This is a genomic window from Providencia sp. PROV040 (genome assembly GCF_032706145.1).
GTDB classification, from domain to species: Bacteria; Pseudomonadota; Gammaproteobacteria; order Enterobacterales; family Enterobacteriaceae; genus Providencia; species Providencia hangzhouensis.
Map to the genome: position 1 here is coordinate 2,585,016 of NZ_CP120530.1, position 19,662 is coordinate 2,604,677.

The window sequence follows — 19,662 nt, forward strand, 5'->3', positions numbered from 1 at the left end:
GATATCTTATTCTTTTCATCAGGTAGACATCTACCCAATTTACTCCGAACCCTCATGTTGATAGTTAATTTCAGTTTATTTTTAACATGCCAAATTTATTAAGTCAATGAATATAAACATTTTTTGTATTGAATAAAAATATGCATAACTATTCATTAATATGCTAATCAACCCTTGAGCTATCAACTATTGCGCGAATAAACAAGCGATGATGATAAATTTTTCACTGGAATTATTTTATAAAAAAATCTCTTTTTTCCACTTTTTATACTCTCATCACGCCTTAATTAAGCTATTCGATTTTTAGCATTGACAACCTGATTGAACAAGCTTCTTATAGTAGCTATATGATTGTAATATGCCGAAGAGAGAGCCATGAACGCCTTTAGTCTTACCTCCAATAGTTTCCAAAATTCCACTGATGCAACACCATTACCTTATGATGTTGTTTCAATTCAGTCGCAAGTTATTTATGGCAGTGTTGGAAATAGTATTGCCGTTCCAGCCCTGACAAAACAAGGTTTACGTGTTGCGGCAGTACCTACTGTAGTACTCAGTAATACGCCTCATTATACAACTTGCTATGGTGGTGAGTTGCCTGGTGAGTGGTTTCGTGGTTATTTAAACGGTTTTGTTGAGCGGGGTAGCTTAAATTCTGTGAGAGCTATTTTGACTGGTTATCTAGGTTCCCCAGAAAAAGCCCAAGACTTAGCAAACTGGTTAACTCTAGTTCGTAAAGAAAGAACGGCACTACCGGTTATTGTTGACCCAGTCATGGGAGATGAAGACAGCGGTTTTTATATTCCACCCGAAATTGCCGAGGTATACCGAGATAAAGTCATTCCTTTAGCTACAGGTATTATTCCAAACAAATTCGAGCTCATGACGTTAAGTGGCAAACAAGTCCATAACTTGGATGATGCTACGGCTGCAGCCCGTAGCTTATTAAAGGGAAATACACAGTGGGTAATCATCACAAGTGCTTTCCAGCCTGATGACGACAACATTGAAGTCGTTTGTGTTACCCAAGATAACGTGGCCGTAATCCGCCACAAACGTTACCCTGTCACACCAAAAGGAACGGGGGATTTATTTGGCGCTGAACTCACCGCTCAGTTATTAGCGGGACTATCCGTTCCTGATGCCGCTAAAATGGCATGTTTACGCATCGAGCAAGCGATTATTCATATGGCAGCGACAGGACGTAGCGAATTAATCCTTTAATATCCTATGTAGCCATACCTAACAATATGATAAGCATAGATAAATGGCGGGATTACCCCGCCATTTTAGTCAATATACTACCTAATATTTCAAATATTGATAATATTATTCAAACTCATTCCATGAACGGCCATCGCGTGCGATCATCGCAACAGATGCAATCGGCCCCCAAGTCCCTGCTTGATATGGCTTAGGCGCTTCATTGTCCATTGCCCATGCATCTATAATAGAATCAACAAATTTCCATGCTTCTTCTACTTCATCGCGGCGAACAAACAGTGCTTGAATGCCACGCATGGCTTCAAGTAATAAACGCTCATAAGCATCTGCAAGGTGAGTCTGGTTGAAAGTTTCAGAGAAACTTAAATCCAATTTAGTGGTTTGTAAACGGTGTTTATGATCAAGGCCTGGTGCCTTATTCATAATTTCAATATCAATCCCTTCGTCTGGCTGCAAACGAATAGTTAATTTATTCTGAGGCAGGTCTTGATAACTTTCAGAGAAAATATTCAATGCTGGTTTTTTAAAATAAACAACAACTTCAGAACATTTTGCAGGTAGGCGCTTACCCGTACGTAAATAGAAAGGTACACCTGCCCAACGCCAATCATCGATATCAACACGCAAAGCAACGAATGACTCGGTCATACTTTGCTTGTTCGCACCCTCTTCTTCTAAATATCCAGGGACTTTTTTACCTTGAACAAAACCAGAGGTATATTGCCCTCGTACTGCCTTTTCACGCACATTTGTATGGTCGATACGACGTAAAGAACGTAAGACTTTCACTTTTTCATCGCGAATACGGTCAGTGGTTAAATCTGCCGGTGGTGACATGGCAATCATCGTTAAGATTTGCAATAAGTGGTTTTGTACCATATCACGCATTTGGCCTGCTTGGTCGAAATATCCCCAACGACCTTCGATTCCTACTTCTTCTGCAACCGTGATTTGGACATGATCAATAGTGCGGTTGTCCCAGTTATTGATAAATAACGAGTTTGCAAAACGCAATGCGAGTAAGTTTAAAACGGTTTCTTTACCAAGATAGTGGTCAATACGATAGACTTGGCTTTCATCAAAATACTTAGCCACTTCATTATTAATTTCTTGTGACGACGCTAAATCCGTTCCCAGTGGTTTTTCCATGACAACGCGATTTGGCTTTTTATTTAATTTAGCATGACCCAACCCTTGACACATAGCACCAAAAGTACTCGGTGGCATAGCAAAGTAATGGATAGCGGGTTGTGCATCTTGTTTTAACATTTCAGCTAAACGCACAAAACTTTCAGTCTGGTTAACGTCTAAGTTACAAAAATCCAAGCGAGCGCTTAGTTTTTCCCACAATGCTGAATCGAGATCTTCTTTTAAGAACTTATCTAACGCTTCTTTGACAAAGTGGACATAATCATCTTGACTCCATTCAGCACGACCAACACCAATAATGCGCGTGTCTGGATGAATGTAACCTGCTTTTTCTAACTGATAAAGCGATGGCAGCAGCTTACGACGAGCGAGGTCTCCCTTGGTGCCAAAAATAATTAAGTCACAAGCTTGAGCAGCATTATGTACCGCCATATTGGTTCTCCTCAATTTGCGGAATGTAAGACCTAACTAGGATAGGCCTTATTGTAATTTTGTTAAAATTAGCCCTAATTCCGCTAATGTACCCTGTTGCTAGTGCCCAGTAAATGTTCATGATACCGATCACAGTTTTTATGATGAAAAAAACAACATATTGTCTGTTTAATCTTATGTTACACACTGAATAATTTTTAGTGTATTAAAAAGATGCGATTTAACTGAATGGAGACAGCTTCCGTAAAAAAATAACAAAATAAGTAGGATGTTTACTATTCTGAAAATTAGATACGGGTCAAAGTTTCATAAAAAGCTGCTACTTATCACCTGTATTCAGATAGCTTACATATCATACATAGTATATTTTCACTCTCTATTACGACATCACAGCAAGAAATTTAAAATCAATAATAGGATAACGTGATGACTCAAAAATTTCTCCTTTCGATGAAATAGGCGCTTTTGCTATATGAATATTTTAGAACAAATGAAGACAAGTCTCGATTTTTTAAGTAAATCAGAAAAAAAGGTGGCTGAGGTTATTCTAGGTATGCCACAAAATGCCATTCATCTCAGTATCGCCACACTCGCGCAATTAGCTGATGTTAGCGAGCCAACAGTAAACCGATTTTGTCGAAAAATGGATACGAAAGGATTCCCTGATTTTAAATTACGATTAGCACAAAACTTAGCCAACGGCACCCCCTATATTAACCGCCATATAGAAGAAACCGATACAGTAAATACCTATACTCATAAGATTTTTGAATCTGCTATGGCAGGATTAGATAATGTAAAACACACGTTAGATATCAGTGCAATAAATCGTGCTGTTGATTTATTAACTCAAGCTCGGAAAATCAGTTTTTTTGGCTTTGGAGCCTCTGCAGCTGTTGCGCACGACGCAATGAATAAGTTTTTCCGCTTTAATATTCCTGTCATATACTTCGATGATATTGTCATGCAACGTATGAGTTGTATCAATAGCAATGAAGGAGATGTTATCGTGCTCATTTCCCATACAGGAAGAACCAAAGCATTAGTTGATATGGCACGTTTAGCACGGGAAAATGACGCGACTATAATTGCAATTACCTCAGAAAACTCACCTCTCTCTCAAGCCGCTTCCTTATCTATCATTATTGATGTTCCTGAAGATACTGATATCTATATGCCAATGGTATCAAGAATGGCGCAGCTCGCTGTCATTGATGTACTAACAACGGGTTTTACGTTAAGAAGAGGTGAAAAATTTAGAGATAACTTGAAGCGCGTCAAAGAAGCATTACGTGATTCGCGGTTTGATAGCATCTAAAGGCAATAAATTGGCTGTATAAATGCTTTTCTTTGCTTTTCAGGCTTTAATAGTTTTACAGACCTGATAGCATTAAGAAATTGGCTGTATATAATAGCTGTGCTCGTGTCAGCATCCCTATTTGCAGTAAACAGGTTTCGAAATGGAGTGAAATGGTTTCACTCTTTTATCAACACCATTACAGGTCAACGGAGTAATACATGTCTAGACGGCTTAGAAGAACTAAAATTGTTACAACTCTTGGTCCAGCTACAGATCGCGATAATAACCTTGAAAAAATTATCAACGCTGGCGCCAACGTTGTTCGCCTTAACTTCTCCCACGGAACTCCAGAAGACCATCTATTACGTGCGAACAAAGTACGTGAGATTGCCGCTCGTTTAGGACGTCACGTTGCGATCCTCGGTGATTTGCAAGGTCCTAAAATTCGTGTTTCCACTTTTAAAGATGGCAAAGTTTTCCTAAATATTGGCGATAAATTCATTCTTGATGCCAATTTAGGTAAAGGTGAAGGCTGCCAAGAGAAAGTAGGTATCGACTATAAAGGCTTACCTGCCGATGTCGTCCCAGGTGATATTTTGCTTCTTGATGATGGTCGAGTACAATTGAAAGTCCTTGAAGTCAAAGGGTTACAGGTATTTACAGAAGTTACTGTTGGTGGCCAACTATCTAACAATAAAGGTATTAATAAACTCGGTGGCGGTCTTTCAGCTGAAGCATTAACAGAAAAAGACAAAGAAGATATAAAAACTGCTGCAAAAATTAATGTTGATTACTTAGCTGTTTCATTCCCTCGCTCAGGTGAAGATTTAGATTATGCACGCCGATTAGCTCGTGATGCGGGCTGTGAATGCCAAATTGTTGCTAAAGTAGAACGTGCAGAAGCCGTTGCCAATGATGAAGTGATGGATGAAGTTATTCTCGCTTCTGATGTCGTTATGGTTGCTCGTGGTGACCTCGGAGTGGAAATTGGCGACCCTGAATTAGTCGCTGTCCAGAAAAAATTGATCCGCCGCTCTCGCCAATTAAACCGTGTTGTTATAACCGCAACACAAATGATGGAATCGATGATCACTAACCCAATGCCAACGCGAGCCGAAGTCATGGACGTTGCGAATGCGGTGTTGGATGGCACTGATGCCGTTATGCTTTCTGCTGAAACTGCTGCAGGCCAGTACCCAGCAGAAACGGTAGCCGCGATGGCGCAGGTTTGTTTTGGCGCAGAAAAAATGCCGGGCCTAAATGTGTCTAAACACCGTTTAGATGCGGAGTTTAATAGCCCTGAAGAAGCAATTGCAATGTCAACAATGTATGCTGCTAACCATCTTAAAGGGGTTAAAGCTATCATAGCAATGACTGAGTCTGGCCGTACTGCTCGCATGATGTCTCGGATCAGCTCTGGTTTACCTATTTTTGCCATGTCTCGTCATGAAAAAACCCTTAATCAATGTTCTCTCTATCGTGGTGTTACACCTGTTTTCTGTAGCACCCATACAGATGGTATTGCGGCTGCCAATGAAGCTGTCACGCGTTTACGTGATAACGGCTATTTAATGAGTGGTGACGTGGTTCTTGTCACCCAAGGTGACTTAATGGGCACTGTAGGTAGCACGAATACTTGTCGTATTCTAGAAGTTGAATAATCTTTTAGCCCTCGCCTATGGGTGGGGGCTTTCCTTTATATTGAAACGCTATCTAACTTAAAAAAGAATTAACACAAGAAAGTATAGCTCTGCATCACTTGCGTAAAATAATAAAGAGAAAATAGCATTTAATGATATTGTAGGTTAAATTGTAGCGTACCATTCGCTTTCCCAGCTGTCGTTGCAGATTGAGTTTGGATATACGCGGCTTCCAACGGAATGTTGTATTGCCCTATGTCATTTTTATTGGCGAGCGGTATTAATTGATTAAGCTTAATGAGTATACCGTTGTGCTTTACTTGGATGGCATAACCTTTCGCTGTATTTTCATCGGCTAAATTATTAAGTGCGATTGCCCCTGGTGTTTGACTTGAATCTTGAGTTCCAATAAACGTAATTTTTATCGGAGATATAGGGTCACAATCTAATTCAATTTGAAAATTTTGCTTGCTCTCAGAACTCGTTGAACCAACACCTGTAAATGACAATTTACTAACGTTACCGAATGGTACGTCTATTGATTTATTTTTGACTTCACAACCACTCGAAATAACATTGATTGGCCCCATATTTACTTTGGGTTCGAACCTCCCATATAAATCTGTAGTAATGAAACCATTGTGGAATAAAATCAACATCGCAGCATTAGATATTGGTAAAGTTTGGCTTTTAACATTATTACCAACTTTATAAAAATCCGCCCTTAATTTTACAGTATACGTTGCTGAAGATGCATTAGAGCCACATATAAATCTATTATTATTATTTCCATCTTTCGTATTTACCCCATCAACATATGCAAAACCAGAGCAAGGGCTCATTACTGTACCATGCAAAGTATAACCAACGCCTGAACTATTAATTTCTCTAACATAACCTATACCCGGAATATACCTTGAATTTCCTGGTTCGATTGGTACGTAAATTCCAACTTCTGTATTACCCGTCACATTCCACCACGTCCATGGAGAGTGGGTTCCTAAATCAATAGAACCAATAAAGGTACCTGCTGGTAAAGTTCGTGATACATAAAGTGTTTTATTCGGATTAACTAATTGGCTGGTAAATTCAGCCCTAAATTCAGCAGCCCCGAATTGTGAATATAAAAGGAACGAAATGCCTATTTTTAGACCTAAATTTTTCATGATAACTCCTATTCACAAACTCGTTCTATAAACTGAATTTTTTCATTCTCTAATGATAATAAAAGTAGAACTGTACATTGTTGATTATTACCGTTGCCCCATTTCACTATTATCTTGCTTTGCTCTGGAACGCCACTTAAATAAACTTCCCCATCATTTGCAACAATACCGCCTGTAACTTGTTCCTCACTTTCCATAACAGAAACTTGTGTACCAAATGCAATTGCTTTTCCCGCATACTTGAGTTTTAATAAAACTCTAGCACCCCGTTTTGCTTGGAAATTAGCTAATACAATCGCACCTTGAGTAGGAACGACTGTCGTTGTATTAATCGCAACATCATTATTGCCACTTAATGTTGCAGTATCGACACTAATTTTATTTCGTTCATAACGAGTCACTGTGGGAATTACTGCATAACCTGACGAATTAGTGTAAAGTGATTGCGCGTTATTTACTTTTAAATTGTCTATATCTTCTGCTTTAACGAGCACTGCAGAATCATAGATAGTACGAGAGGTCGTTAACCCGCCAGAATGCAATAATAGTGCTCCCGTTGCACTGAAATCGATAGCATGATATTTAGGGTCATAGTTATAACCCAAACTGTATTCTCCTGATGAAACTATATAGTTTGCACTAACGGAACTGCTAAATTCATTACGGCTATGGTTATATCTTTGCGTAAGGTTATACTGCAAATTATTATCTACTAATTGCATACCATTAAAACTTAATGAGCTAATCGAATCTCCATTTTTGCTGGTACTATAGCTATAGTTAGCCCAATTATTTTTTCGACCCAAATCAAAAGGAATACTCAAATTGAATGACAGCATTTGGTCATTTGTTTTTGAATAGTCTTGTTTAATATAAGAATAAGCAACGCTGTAATTCAATGAATTATAATTAGAGCTAAAACTCATTGTTAAACTTTTATCAGAACCACTTTTGTCCCAATAATATTGCTGGTAACCATTCACCGATAAATAACCGATTTCGTCAAGTGACTGAGAGACTGATGCTTGAAACTGTTGTTTTTTTCGCCCCATATTATAAAGATAATTATTCGAATCAGAAAAATCATAATAGTTTTTTGTTGAGTAACGATATGACGCTAAAGAAAAAGAAGTGCCTGTATTTGGAATGTATTTGGAATATTGAATTCGATACGCTTGCCCTTTCGCACTCTTTTTATCAATCAATTGTACCGATGCTTCTGTAATATCTGTTGATATCGCGCCAATATTACCTAAATTTACTCCAGCACCTATTGTGTAGGCTTGATAGTCTTGAGAAACTAAGAAACCTCCATAAGCGGATAAGTTATATGGCAAGCCGTAAATTGCTGATGCTTGCGCAAAATTAGGTTTACGTCGTGCACCATCAACATTATATTTACCAATATCTACGCTATATTTTAATGTGCCGGCTCTTTGCATCATTGGCACTGCAGAGAAAGGCTGAATAAAAGACCTTACCGTGCCATTAGCTTCTTCAATTGTGACCTCAAGATCACCACTATATGACGTTGGATACAAATCATTAATCGCAAACCTACCCGGCGGCACGGTGGTTTGATAAATCACGTTGCCATTTTGGCTGATAGTAACAATCGCGTTTGATTGTACAAGACCAGTCACTGTAGGTGCAAAACCCCTTTCACTTTGAGGTAACATACTTTCATCAGATACTAGCTTCACTCCAAGATAAGGGGTGCTCTCTATTACGCCATTATCAGAGGATATTTCACCAATCGTTAAGCGGCTTTTTAAGCTACGAATATCACGTTCTACATAAGTTTGTAGATTATTCCAATTCGTTTCATATGTCGTTTTACTGTAGGTACTATGATTACGGAAACGCCAAGCGCCCATATTAATACCACTTCTTAAACCTAAGAACGAGTCATCTCTATTATTCTTATTTTGGTACCAATGTTTATTAAACCGAACTGTGTAGTTAACAAATGTAGCGGTGATTCCATCGTCCCATTCCTTTGGTTCAATATAGCCTCTACTCGTATTTTCTAATCCAATTTGTGGGATACTAATTTGTAATTGTTGGGTTTCAAATCTGTATTGATAATTAGCACTGGGAATAATTTTACTAATGTCATTCAAATATTCGTCCTCTCCACTTGCTGAAAACTTTTCACTTGCTGAGTTTTTCACGCCCCAGTTTAGCAGCATTTTTTTTGTTATTTCAGGAGATAATTTTTTAGCTTTATCATCAAATAAAAACCTTATATTCTTGTTATCAACCAATTTATCATTTATATAGATATCAACAAAATAATCTCCTGGCAATTGCCCTCCCGCAGATGATAGGTAGCCTAAACTATTTATATCTGCGACTTGGTTTTCCATTCCGGAATTAATTGCATTAATATCAAAAATATCTTTAGCAATTGTATTATTGATATAAAATATTAAGCTAATCGCAGTAAAAACATTAGAATACATAAGCGTATTTTTTTTACAAAAAACTGGCATCTTAGAGACTCTTATTTGGTTTTTTTCTCTATAATAGCGCCATAGTCATTGATAAATTGAACAACTATTGAGTCACCATTATTTATTTTTTTCTTAATGATATAGTCATTTTTGAATGGATATATTAAACTAGCACCGTCAATGACCCTGCCATTGTCAAGGATATTTTTGATTGATAAGTGATATGGAGTTTGGTTATCAATCATAATCCCATCTGGTTTCTCAACTAAAAAAATTTTTTTAAAGTCGAATGGCTCTATATCTTTCGACCTTAAAAATAATTTAAACTGTGAATTTATGATTATCTGTAGTTCATTCTCAATACTATTATTTTTTGGTGGTATTGATTTGATATTAAGCAAATAAATTTGTTCAGTATTTGAACCGATAGGCTCACCTATATAAGAAATTCTAGCTGAACCATTTGTATCTGGCTCAATACGAAATAATGGTGGTATGGCAATAAATGGTGCTTTCCCCTCTCCGCCAAATGGTGATACCCAGCTTTGAATTAAAAAAGGTTTTTCTTTATCACTATTGAAAATAGGAATATCAATTTCACGTTTATTTTCTTCATAGACAAAACGTGTTCCACCTACACTAATCCCTGAGGCTTGAGAGGTGTTAGCTATAGAAAAAAAACATATACAGATTGAAAAAAATATTTTTTTCATAAAACAACCATTATATTGAAATAAGAAGGAGAGTAACCATTGTCACTCTCCAATTAGTTAATGATATTGAATACTGTATACTGCACTGCTATTAGCAGGCCCTGCAGTTACTACACCAGTCGCTTTATAACGAGCAACATAGTCTAAGTCTACTGTTGTACCATCGAATTCAATTTGTTTTGAATCTTCAAACAACTTAATTTGCGTTATTGCATCTTTTTCAAATAAAGCAACACCGACATTATTTGCAACGCCTACAGCTTGGTTAATTGCAAGAATATCGTTGTCTGCGGTATCACGTGTGCCACCGAAACGTACAGTTACTTTGGAGTTTGTTGGACAATCAACAAGTTTAATAGTGAAGTCTTTTAAACCCGCCACTTCTCCTTGTGCAGCTAAACTTTTAGCTGATACCTTTCCAAGGTCAACATTTAAATTTTTTGAGTTGCTATCAACTGTACAAGCTATATCAGTTATTTCCCCAGTAAAGTTAATTGTACCTGAAGCAAAAACAGTTGGCGTAGATGTTACAGCTAAAGTAACCCCTATTACAGTTAGGGATTTTTTTAGAATACTCATAATAGTTCCTATAATATAGATTTTTAATTATTAATTACTACATAAACAAATAAATCACTCATATTTTTAGTTCATAAGAAATATATCATCTACCTTTAGTTAAGTTAACCAATGGATACATTGAATTTTTTAAAATTGCATCTAAAATATTAATGTTTTGTTTTTATCATTTATGAACTGGCTCTTTTATTTAGATTTTTTATTAGCAATTAGATAGTTTTTTAAAACTTCATTTGCCATTGAACTTTTATTAATATACATATAAAAATTATAGAACGACTTTTTATTTACTGTTTTCAGCTCTTTTAATGAATTATTATTTAATTCTTTCTGGATTAAATTTTTCGGCAACCATAAATAACCAACCGAATTTTCGGCTAATTTAATTGCTAATTCCACATTAGAAATATGGATAGTTTGGATGCTTTTGATCCCATTCATACCTGTAAGCTTCAAAGAAATTGAGGCTGTTTTCTCCATTATTTTCAGTATATTGTCAACTGAACAATGTTGCAGCTTATGATTTGGGTTGGTTACAAGCACCGCTTCAACCTGTTCAAGAAATATGGGATTTAACGACTCAATGTAATGATGAGTAATTAGTAAATCATAATTTTTAATTGTAAAAATATCTGATTTTCTTAGTGAAATCTTCTTAAGATCAATATCATGATCCTTTCTAGAGCAGCTTAGCTCTCCAATTTTTTTAAGTATTTCATCACTTTGATATAGCGAATCTATAACTATATTAATTTTATTATTTCCCTCATAATTTAATGACTTGGCAACCTCTTCTAATGAAATCGCTTTATTTGTTATTTCTCTTGATAACGCTAATAACTGTTCTCCTTGTTTAGTTAATACTGCACGACGTTTTTCTAAAGAAAATATTTCAATTTCTAACGTTTGCTCTAATTTACTGATGGTATAACTAATTGATGATTGTGTTCTATGCAAGATTTCAGCTGCTTGAGCAAAACCACCGTAGTCAACCACCGCTTGTAGGGTTATCCATTGGTCTAACGTAGTTCGGGTTTTAACCATAGAGTCTCCAAATTATTAACCTGGGAGATATATTTTATTTATCGTTAATAAATACTTTTACATACCATTCCTTATTTACTCATATATTTAAAAGTTTTTAAGTTATTTATTTTGATATATCGATAATCATTTTTAATAGGGGATATTTTTTTATGTAAAGCTATCAGTTCTCTTATACTCTCGAAAAGATCAATACAAGGAACTAAAAACAGCCTAATAATAAAACCAAGAAATATAAAAATAAATTAAATAACTATACACCATTAATAATGGTACCCAGCTTTTCAAAATTATGGGGATTAAGTGTATATTTCTATGATGAGCACACTTTTAGACAAAAAAAGCCATTACTCAAAAGGTAATGGCTCAAAAATTATTCTGTAGATCTGGACACTAACGGTAAAGATCTTTTCGCTGATAAGGTTCTATTTCTCCCTCTTTTCGCGTTTTTAATAGCTTTAGTATCCATGTGTATTGTTCTAAGTTCGGGGAAACCAGATATTCCAGCTCCTCATTCATTCTTCGTGCAATATACTTATCGTCCTTACCATCGATATCATCCATTGGTTCACGGATAAAAATATGCAATTGATGCGTTTTATGGTCATAAACGGGAAATAGTGGCACAACTTTCGCTTTACAAACTTTCATTAACCTACCGATTGCAGGTAATGTTGCCTTATATGTACCAAAAAAATCAACAAATTCGCTATGCTCCTCACCATGATCTTGGTCTGGAAGATAAAACCCCCAATATCCTTGTCTAACAGAAGCAATAAAAGGCTTAATACCCGCTTCTCTTGAATGCAAGCGCCCCCCGAAATGGTATCTCGCTTTATTCCATAAATAATCTGCAACTGGGTTCTTTTGGTGATGAAACATTGCAGCCATTTTCTGGCCTTTTGCTGCTAATAACATCGCTGGTGCATCAACGGCCCAGCCATGAGGAACCATAAAAATAACATTGCTTTGCTGCTGTTTTAAGCGCTCTATAATTTCTTGATTATGCCAATGCGTTCTAGCTAGCGTTTTACTTGCACCACGAAGACATAGCTCTGCCAACATAACAAAAGACTGTGGTGCGGTTTCAAACATACGATCAACTAATTCTTCTCGTTGTTGTTCTGTCAATTTAGGAAAACAATAAAGTAAGTTAATTTTGGCACGACGACGGCTACTTTTAGCCAATCGCCCAACCCATTTTCCTATTTTAGCGAGTAAAGGGTCACGGATTTTAACCGGAATGAAAGCCAATCCTGCCAAAATACCCGCTCCTAACCATACCCCCCAATATTTAGGTAATAGATAAGAACGGTGAAAAGTTGGCACATAGCCTTTTTTACTATCAGTGTCTTGATCTTTATTCATGCTGTACTCAAGTGAATATTAGCTATCTCTCTATAGCTTATAATAATAGTTTACGGGAGCATTACAAAGAAAACTGGCAGATACAAGTACCTGCCAGCGATAAAATAGAAACTTAAGTTACTGTAGTTTAAGTTGTGGTTTCGTTTCTTTTACTAGCGCTAAATATTCTTTACGCTCTTTTCCTGTTAAACCACCAGAACTTGGTAATTTCGCAGTAAGTGGATTTACTGCTTGTTGATTCACCCACATTTCAAAATGTAGATGAGGCCCGGTCGAACGCCCAGTATTACCTGATAGCGCAATTCTATCACCACGCTTAACTTTTTGCCCAGGCTTAACTAATAATTGGCGTAAGTGCATGTAACGAGTGGTATATTGACGCCCATGACGTATAGCAATAAAGTTGCCTGCAGCACCGCTGTATTTTGAAACAATCACTTCACCATCACCAACAGCAAGTACTGGCGTGCCAACAGGCATTGCGAAGTCCACGCCTTTATGTGGTGCTACACGCCCAGTAACTGGGTTAACTCGGCGAGGATTGAATTGTGAAGACACTCTAAACTGCTTAGCGGTTGGAAAACGTAAGAAACCGCGTTCTAAGCCATTCCCTTCGCTATCATAATAGCGCCCATCTTCAGCACGAAAAGCATAATAGCTTTTTCCATTAGTTTGCAGACGAACACCAATGAGTTGGCTCTGCTCACTGCGCCCGTTAAGCATTTCCCTGCTCATTAACACACTGAATTTATCGCCTTTTTTCAATTTTTTGAAATCAACCTGCCATTGTAAAGCTTTAATCACCTCACGGCCTTCATTACGTGTTAAGCCCGCTTTGTTTGTACTTTGTGCAAATGAACCGTCAACCGTACCTTTTAAAACACTGTTAGTCCATTCACCTTCGCGAATTTGCTTAGTTTCTTCAAATTTATTTGTCGTTCCTACGCGGGTAAAAATACGGGTCTCACGGCGAGAAACATCCCAAGTCAATGATTCTAACTCACCCTGTTCTGTTAAAGACCAATTTAAGGATTGGCCTATTTTAAGGTTTCTCAATGACTTATGTTGGTTAGATAGCGTTGCAACATCCCCAGCTTCAATACCGAATTGAGTTAAAATAGTCGTTAAGTTATCACCACTTGCAACAACATATTCATGGGGGAGAGGCGCAGCTTCTCCCCCTGTCTCTATTGCTTCAGCTTCGGTATCAGCAAGGCCTTCATCAGGTAGCTGTTCACTACTGTCTTGAATTATATCGTCGGTAGCATCACTTGCAGGTAATAATGAGAGCGGTATGATGGTATCCGGTGTGCCATCATTTTCAGTTGTCGTTGGTACATGAACTGGCCGCCAAATTGCGACGGCCATAGTCGCTACAGTGAGCGTACTTAATACAATTTTATGTGTCCTAGACAGGCTACCGTATACCTGAGCCAGACTTTTGGCCATTTGCTGCACTTAAACAATTCCTTCTATTTTTAATCCAGGCAGCTGGCGTATTGCTCTGATAATTGAGTCAAAAACTGCATGTAGCTATCTGGCCCTATCGCCAGCCCAATTCCTAGTGGGTCGAGAGTTCCCATTTTCACCCCCGTATTTCGTGCTACACTTTCAATCACAGCAGGCCTGAATTGTGGCTCAGCAAAAACACATTGCGCTTTGTGCTCAACCAATTGTGTTCGTATTTGATGTAATTTCTGCGCGCCAGGTTGTATTTCTGGGTTTATCGTAAAGTGCCCTAATGGAGCTAATTGATAGTGTTTTTCAAAGTAACCGTAAGCGTCGTGAAAAACAAAATAACCCTTATTTTTAGCTGGCTGCAAAATATTAGCAATTTTCTGATCATTTTGCGTCATATTTTCTTTGAATTTACGAAGGTTTACGTCTAGCTTATTTTTTTGTTCAGGATAAAGCTCTACTAAACGCTCATAAATGTCTTGCGCAGCGTAATTTGCAATTTCTGGGGATAACCAGATATGCATATTATACTCACCATGATGATGATGTTCGTGATCGTTGTCATGGTTAGCTTCATCTCCATGTTCGTGATCATGTTCATCTTCATGTGACTCCGCCATAAGTAGTGGCTTAATGTTTTTCTGCTCAGCCAATGCTAGGCGTTTATTCTGTGGTAATGTATTGATTGGCTTCTGTAAAAACATTTCCATATCAGGTCCAACCCATACGAATAGATCAGCCTGTTTAATTTTTTTCAAATCAGAGGGTTTAAGTGCATAATCATGAGGTGAAGCACCATCTGGTAATAAAACTTGTGTCTCAGTGACACCGTCTGCAATCCCTGCGGCAATAAAGGCCAGAGGGCGAATTGACGTTACAACATCAGCATTAGCAGTTGATACCATAGTTGCACTTAATACGGAGGTCGCCACCGCCCCGAAAAGAAATTTGCAGGCAATGTTTTTCGATTTATGTATCATAGCAGTCTTTTTCCGTGATTTTGATTTTGAAATGTTATAATATAACACAAAATGAATTCTGCAAGATGTTTTTCATATGCAACCATTACTGACTTTAAATAAAATTTCTGTTTCATTTGGTGAAAAACAGGTCCTTAACGATGTTACCTTTGAACTGAATAAAGGTGATATCGTAACCCTTTTAGGCCCAAATGGCGCTGGAAAATCAACTATTGTACGTGTTGTACTCGGGTTACTTGCCCCTACATCAGGTACCATTACGCGTCCCTCTTCTCTTGCTATTGGCTATGTTCCACAAAAACTTCATCTGGATACCACGCTACCTCTTACTGTTAAACGTTTTATGTTATTAAAGCTCGGTGCTCGTAAAGAGCATTTGTTACCTGCACTCGAAAGAGTCAAAGCAACGCATTTACTCGAGCAACCGATGCAAAAATTATCAGGCGGTGAAACTCAACGTGTTTTACTGGCTCGCGCCCTACTCAATAAACCTGACCTGTTAGTGCTCGATGAACCCGCTCAAGGTGTTGATATTACAGGCCAAGTTGCACTATATGATTTAATTAATCAATTAAGAACTGAGCTTAATTGTGCTGTATTAATGGTTTCCCATGACTTACATCTCGTGATGGCAAAAACAGATAAAGTACTTTGCATTAACGGCCATATTTGCTGTTCTGGCGCGCCAGACGTTGTTTCAAACCACCCTGAGTTTGTAGCAATGTTTGGTTATCGCGGTGCTCAACAACTCGGTGTATACCGTCATCAACATAATCATCAACATGATTTAGAAGGCAATATTATTGTTGGTCACCAACACAGCAAGGACTGCAAACATGATTGAGTTACTATTACCCGGCTGGGTAGCAGGCATGCTACTTGCCATTGCGGCAGGTCCGTTAGGTTCTTTTGTTGTGTGGCGCCGAATGTCCTATTTTGGCGACACATTAGCTCATGCTTCATTGTTAGGTGTCGCATTTGGGCTACTATTAAATATCAACCCATTCTATGCCGTTATTGCTGTAACTTTGCTATTAGCCTTGATCTTAGTTTGGCTAGAAAAGCGTCCACAACTTGCCGTTGATACTTTACTGGGTATTATGGCGCACAGTTCACTGTCTTTAGGTTTAGTCGTTGTTAGCTTGATGGCTAATGTCCGTGTTGACCTAATGGCTTACTTATTTGGTGACTTACTCTCAGTCAGCTATGAAGATATTATAACGATTTTTATTGGCGTTATTGTCGTTTGCGGGTTGCTTTTTTATCGTTGGCGGGCACTTTTGTCCATAACGGTTAGCCCTGAACTTGCTTTTGTTGATGGCATTAATATTCAAAGACTGCGTTTATTACTAATGTTAGTTACCGCACTAACAATTGGCATTGCAATGAAGTTTGTCGGGGCGTTAATTATTACGTCTTTATTGATTATACCCGCGGCAACGGCTAGGCGTTTTGCTCGAACACCTGAGCAAATGGCCTTTATCGCTATCTTAATTGGTATGATTGCTGTAACTGGTGGATTAACACTTTCTGCTTTCTACGATACCCCTGCTGGGCCGTCTGTCGTATTGGTATCGGCTGTTCTATTCGTACTTAGCTTAACAATAAAAGCGAAAAATTAATTTAAGCTTTAAGCTATGCATTTTAGTCATCACGCGCTGTTTTTAGCACAGATGGCCCCAATATTGATAACAATATTGGGGCCATACTTATTTATTTTATATAATCAAATTTCTTTAGGGGTTAAACCAAAGTGGTTATATGCATGAACTGTCGCCATACGGCCTCGAGGGGTGCGCTGAATAAAACCTTGCTGGATAAGGTAAGGCTCTAATACATCTTCTATGGTTTCACGCTCTTCCCCGATAGCTGCTGCAAGGTTATCAACCCCAACTGGGCCACCCATAAATTTATCAATAATAGCAACTAAAAGCTTTCTATCTAAATAATCGAAACCAGCAGCATCCACATTTAACATGTCTAAAGCTTGGTTAGCTATTAGCCCATCAATTGAACCATCACCTTTCACTTGAGCAAAATCCCGCACACGACGTAACAAACGGTTGGTGATACGTGGAGTTCCCCTCGAACGCATAGCAACCTGTAAAGCCCCTTCTTCGGTGATATCTAACCCCATGTATTGGGCACTACGTTTGACAATATGTTGTAAATCGTCAACTTGATAAAATTCTAAACGTTGCACAATACCAAACCGGTCACGTAATGGTGATGTGAGCGACCCTGCCCGAGTCGTTGCACCAATTAACGTGAAAGGCGGGAGATCAATTTTAATAGAGCGCGCTGCGGGCCCTTCGCCTATCATGATATCTAGCTGATAATCTTCCATTGCGGGATAAAGTATTTCCTCAACAACTGGGGATAATCGATGAATTTCATCAATAAATAGGACATCATGGGGCTCTAAATTAGTTAACATGGCAGCTAAATCGCCAGCCTTTTCTAATACAGGCCCTGAGGTTGTACGTAGATTAACGCCTAATTCATTCGCAACAATCCCTGCCAACGTTGTTTTACCTAACCCTGGAGGGCCAAAAATGAGTAGATGATCAAGTGCATCGCCTCGCATTTTCGCTGCCTGAATAAATATTTCCATTTGGTCTTTAACCTGAGGCTGACCAATATACTCATTCAATAGCTTTGGCCTGATCGCACGGTCAATAGCTTCTTCATCTGACTGTAATACTTCAGCAGTTATTAGGCGATCGGCTTCAATCATATTAAAAATCTCTCAATCAAAGTGCTGCACGAAGGGCATCACGGATCAGTGTTTCAGAGTCACTATCCGGTTTTGCGACTTTACTCACCATACGGCTTGCTTCTTGTGGTTTATACCCTAAAGCAATCAGTGCGGCGGCGGCTTCCGCTTCAATATCAGCCATATTTGGTACTTTGCTATTTACACTTGGCAGATTAATATCGCTATTTTGATTAAATAAATCCCCATTAAGGCCTTTGAAGCGGTCTTTCATTTCGACCACTAAACGTTCTGCAGTTTTCTTACCAATTCCAGGTAATTTAACCAGTGATGCAATAGCTTCTTGTTCAATAGCAGACACAAATTGTTGAGCAGACATACCGGATAAAATTGCGAGGGCTAATTTGGGGCCAACACCATTTACTTTGATCAGCTCTTTAAATAGCGCCCTTTCTTGCTTATCATTAAACCCATATAGTAATTGAGCATCTTCACGAACAACAAAGTGAGTAAACACAATTGCTTCTTGACCAATTTCGGGCAACTCATAGAAACAAGTCATTGGCATATGGACTTCATAACCAACACCTTGTAGTTCTAATAATACGATTGGAGGTTGCTTTTCTAAAACAATACCACGTAAACGACCTATCACATTGAAGCCCTCTATTGCTATCTAAACCCTGAACATACTATCTAAACCCTGAACAGGTTGATTTATTATCATTAATACCGTTGTTTATACCATAAAAAATGCTGGATGCATATCCAGCTGCGCGCTATTTATTAATAAGCAATTCTGTTTAAGATAAACTCGCTATCTTAAACGACCGCGAGTTAAAACTAACCGTGGGTCGCCAACTTTTAAAAGGTTTTGATTGAAATGGCAATGTGTTATCGCAATTGCCAAAGCATCTGCTGCATCAGATTGTGGGCTCGCTGACAACTTCAGAATCGATTTAACCATATGTTGTACTTGGCTTTTTTCTGCGGCTCCTGTGCCTACCACCGTTTGTTTGACCTGACGTGCTGCATATTCAAATACGGGTATATTCATGTTTGCAGCGGCGACAATCGCAACTCCCCGAGCTTGCCCAAGTTTTAATGCTGAATCCGCATTCTTCGCCATAAAGACTTGTTCAATGGATAATACATCCGGTTGATATTGAGTGATAATTTCCGAGACGCCCGCGTAAATTCGTTGCAGACGACTTGGTAAATCATCAATTTGAGTACGAATACATCCACTGCCTAAATACAGTAGTTGTCGGCCTTGTTGGCGAATAACACCGTATCCCGTAACACGAGAGCCAGGGTCAATACCTAAAATAATCGCCATATAAATTTACTTATGCCTCTTTATATTAATCATGTTGTTCTAATAAGCTTCATAATACTATCAATTTCAATCAAATAGCTATTTGAATATCAAATCCA

General features: G+C 38.1%; 17 protein-coding genes. 5 read left to right on the forward strand and 12 right to left on the reverse strand.

Annotation, left to right across the window (positions count from 1 at the left end):
• The first annotated feature begins 375 nt into the window (after positions 1-375).
• Positions 376-1,224 carry a pyridoxine/pyridoxal/pyridoxamine kinase gene (gene pdxK / locus P3L40_RS11830; protein ID WP_004254983.1) on the forward strand — a complete coding sequence of 283 codons (849 nt, stop codon included), beginning with the start codon at positions 376-378 and terminating at the stop codon, positions 1,222-1,224.
• Positions 1,225-1,329: 105 nt separating this feature from the next.
• Here the strand turns inward: pdxK and zwf are convergent, their stop codons facing one another.
• On the reverse strand, positions 1,330-2,805 hold the full coding sequence (zwf, locus tag P3L40_RS11835) for a glucose-6-phosphate dehydrogenase (protein ID WP_004254987.1): 1,476 nt from the start codon (positions 2,803-2,805) through the stop codon (positions 1,330-1,332).
• Between the two features lie 472 nt (positions 2,806-3,277).
• Here zwf and P3L40_RS11840 point away from each other — a divergent pair, with 472 nt between their 5' ends.
• Positions 3,278-4,123 carry a MurR/RpiR family transcriptional regulator gene (locus tag P3L40_RS11840; RefSeq protein ID WP_004254990.1) on the forward strand — a complete coding sequence of 282 codons (846 nt, stop codon included), beginning with the start codon at positions 3,278-3,280 and terminating at the stop codon, positions 4,121-4,123.
• A gap of 200 nt (positions 4,124-4,323) precedes the next feature.
• Positions 4,324-5,766, forward strand: a complete 1,443-nt coding sequence (pyk, locus tag P3L40_RS11845; RefSeq protein WP_094962974.1) for a pyruvate kinase — start codon at positions 4,324-4,326, stop codon at positions 5,764-5,766.
• A 128-nt stretch (positions 5,767-5,894) separates the two neighbouring features.
• On the opposite strand, the gene P3L40_RS11850 is transcribed toward pyk, so the two are convergent.
• The 8 genes from P3L40_RS11850 to znuA form a co-directional block, all read right to left on the reverse strand.
• The gene (locus tag P3L40_RS11850) at positions 5,895-6,911 is read right to left on the reverse strand and encodes a fimbrial protein (protein WP_196731523.1); all 1,017 of its coding nucleotides are present in this window, start codon (positions 6,909-6,911) and stop codon (positions 5,895-5,897) included.
• 8 nt (positions 6,912-6,919) lie between these two features.
• Positions 6,920-9,406, reverse strand: a complete 2,487-nt coding sequence (locus tag P3L40_RS11855; RefSeq protein ID WP_210852481.1) for a fimbria/pilus outer membrane usher protein — start codon at positions 9,404-9,406, stop codon at positions 6,920-6,922.
• Positions 9,407-9,417: 11 nt separating this feature from the next.
• On the reverse strand, positions 9,418-10,080 hold the full coding sequence (locus P3L40_RS11860; protein ID WP_112307022.1) for a molecular chaperone: 663 nt from the start codon (positions 10,078-10,080) through the stop codon (positions 9,418-9,420).
• Between the two features lie 57 nt (positions 10,081-10,137).
• Positions 10,138-10,659, reverse strand: a complete 522-nt coding sequence (locus tag P3L40_RS11865) for a fimbrial protein (protein WP_094962970.1) — start codon at positions 10,657-10,659, stop codon at positions 10,138-10,140.
• Between the two features lie 186 nt (positions 10,660-10,845).
• Positions 10,846-11,703 carry a LysR family transcriptional regulator gene (locus P3L40_RS11870; RefSeq protein WP_210852479.1) on the reverse strand — a complete coding sequence of 286 codons (858 nt, stop codon included), beginning with the start codon at positions 11,701-11,703 and terminating at the stop codon, positions 10,846-10,848.
• Positions 11,704-12,096: 393 nt separating this feature from the next.
• Complete coding sequence (lpxM, locus tag P3L40_RS11875) at positions 12,097-13,071, reverse strand: lauroyl-Kdo(2)-lipid IV(A) myristoyltransferase (RefSeq protein WP_136134777.1); 975 nt, start codon at positions 13,069-13,071, stop codon at positions 12,097-12,099.
• A gap of 117 nt (positions 13,072-13,188) precedes the next feature.
• Positions 13,189-14,529: a murein DD-endopeptidase MepM gene (gene mepM, locus P3L40_RS11880; protein WP_094962968.1), complete on the reverse strand. Its 1,341-nt coding sequence runs from the start codon at positions 14,527-14,529 to the stop codon at positions 13,189-13,191.
• A 20-nt stretch (positions 14,530-14,549) separates the two neighbouring features.
• Entirely contained in the window at positions 14,550-15,509 is a 960-nt protein-coding gene (gene znuA, locus P3L40_RS11885) for a zinc ABC transporter substrate-binding protein ZnuA (protein WP_110591670.1), read from the reverse strand.
• A gap of 76 nt (positions 15,510-15,585) precedes the next feature.
• Between znuA and znuC the strand changes: the two genes are divergently transcribed.
• Entirely contained in the window at positions 15,586-16,353 is a 768-nt protein-coding gene (gene znuC / locus P3L40_RS11890; protein WP_004255015.1) for a zinc ABC transporter ATP-binding protein ZnuC, read from the forward strand.
• The gene (znuB, locus tag P3L40_RS11895; RefSeq protein ID WP_094962966.1) at positions 16,346-17,131 is read left to right on the forward strand and encodes a zinc ABC transporter permease subunit ZnuB; all 786 of its coding nucleotides are present in this window, start codon (positions 16,346-16,348) and stop codon (positions 17,129-17,131) included. The genes znuC and znuB overlap by 8 nt, the downstream gene beginning before the upstream one ends.
• A 104-nt stretch (positions 17,132-17,235) precedes the next feature.
• On the opposite strand, the gene ruvB is transcribed toward znuB, so the two are convergent.
• The 3 genes from ruvB to ruvC form a co-directional block, all read right to left on the reverse strand.
• Positions 17,236-18,246, reverse strand: coding sequence for a Holliday junction branch migration DNA helicase RuvB (gene ruvB / locus P3L40_RS11900; protein ID WP_004255021.1), 1,011 nt, complete (start codon positions 18,244-18,246; stop codon positions 17,236-17,238).
• A 16-nt stretch (positions 18,247-18,262) separates the two neighbouring features.
• Positions 18,263-18,880 carry a Holliday junction branch migration protein RuvA gene (gene ruvA, locus P3L40_RS11905; RefSeq protein WP_004255023.1) on the reverse strand — a complete coding sequence of 206 codons (618 nt, stop codon included), beginning with the start codon at positions 18,878-18,880 and terminating at the stop codon, positions 18,263-18,265.
• Between the two features lie 162 nt (positions 18,881-19,042).
• Positions 19,043-19,564, reverse strand: a complete 522-nt coding sequence (ruvC, locus tag P3L40_RS11910; protein ID WP_136134776.1) for a crossover junction endodeoxyribonuclease RuvC — start codon at positions 19,562-19,564, stop codon at positions 19,043-19,045.
• Between the last annotated feature and the right edge of the window lie 98 nt (positions 19,565-19,662).

Coding starts and splice junctions, on each gene's coding strand:
- P3L40_RS11860 (WP_112307022.1), bottom strand. CDS start 10,080: ATGAAAAAAATATTTTTTTCAATCTGTATATGTTTTTTTTCTATAGCT.
- P3L40_RS11840 (WP_004254990.1), top strand. CDS start 3,278: ATGAATATTTTAGAACAAATGAAGACAAGTCTCGATTTTTTAAGTAAA.
- znuA (WP_110591670.1), bottom strand. CDS start 15,509: ATGATACATAAATCGAAAAACATTGCCTGCAAATTTCTTTTCGGGGCG.
- lpxM (WP_136134777.1), bottom strand. CDS start 13,071: ATGAATAAAGATCAAGACACTGATAGTAAAAAAGGCTATGTGCCAACT.
- P3L40_RS11855 (WP_210852481.1), bottom strand. CDS start 9,406: ATGCCAGTTTTTTGTAAAAAAAATACGCTTATGTATTCTAATGTTTTT.
- ruvC (WP_136134776.1), bottom strand. CDS start 19,564: ATGGCGATTATTTTAGGTATTGACCCTGGCTCTCGTGTTACGGGATAC.
- P3L40_RS11865 (WP_094962970.1), bottom strand. CDS start 10,659: ATGAGTATTCTAAAAAAATCCCTAACTGTAATAGGGGTTACTTTAGCT.
- P3L40_RS11850 (WP_196731523.1), bottom strand. CDS start 6,911: ATGAAAAATTTAGGTCTAAAAATAGGCATTTCGTTCCTTTTATATTCA.
- P3L40_RS11870 (WP_210852479.1), bottom strand. CDS start 11,703: ATGGTTAAAACCCGAACTACGTTAGACCAATGGATAACCCTACAAGCG.
- pyk (WP_094962974.1), top strand. CDS start 4,324: ATGTCTAGACGGCTTAGAAGAACTAAAATTGTTACAACTCTTGGTCCA.
- znuC (WP_004255015.1), top strand. CDS start 15,586: ATGCAACCATTACTGACTTTAAATAAAATTTCTGTTTCATTTGGTGAA.
- ruvB (WP_004255021.1), bottom strand. CDS start 18,246: ATGATTGAAGCCGATCGCCTAATAACTGCTGAAGTATTACAGTCAGAT.
- znuB (WP_094962966.1), top strand. CDS start 16,346: ATGATTGAGTTACTATTACCCGGCTGGGTAGCAGGCATGCTACTTGCC.
- zwf (WP_004254987.1), bottom strand. CDS start 2,805: ATGGCGGTACATAATGCTGCTCAAGCTTGTGACTTAATTATTTTTGGC.
- pdxK (WP_004254983.1), top strand. CDS start 376: ATGAACGCCTTTAGTCTTACCTCCAATAGTTTCCAAAATTCCACTGAT.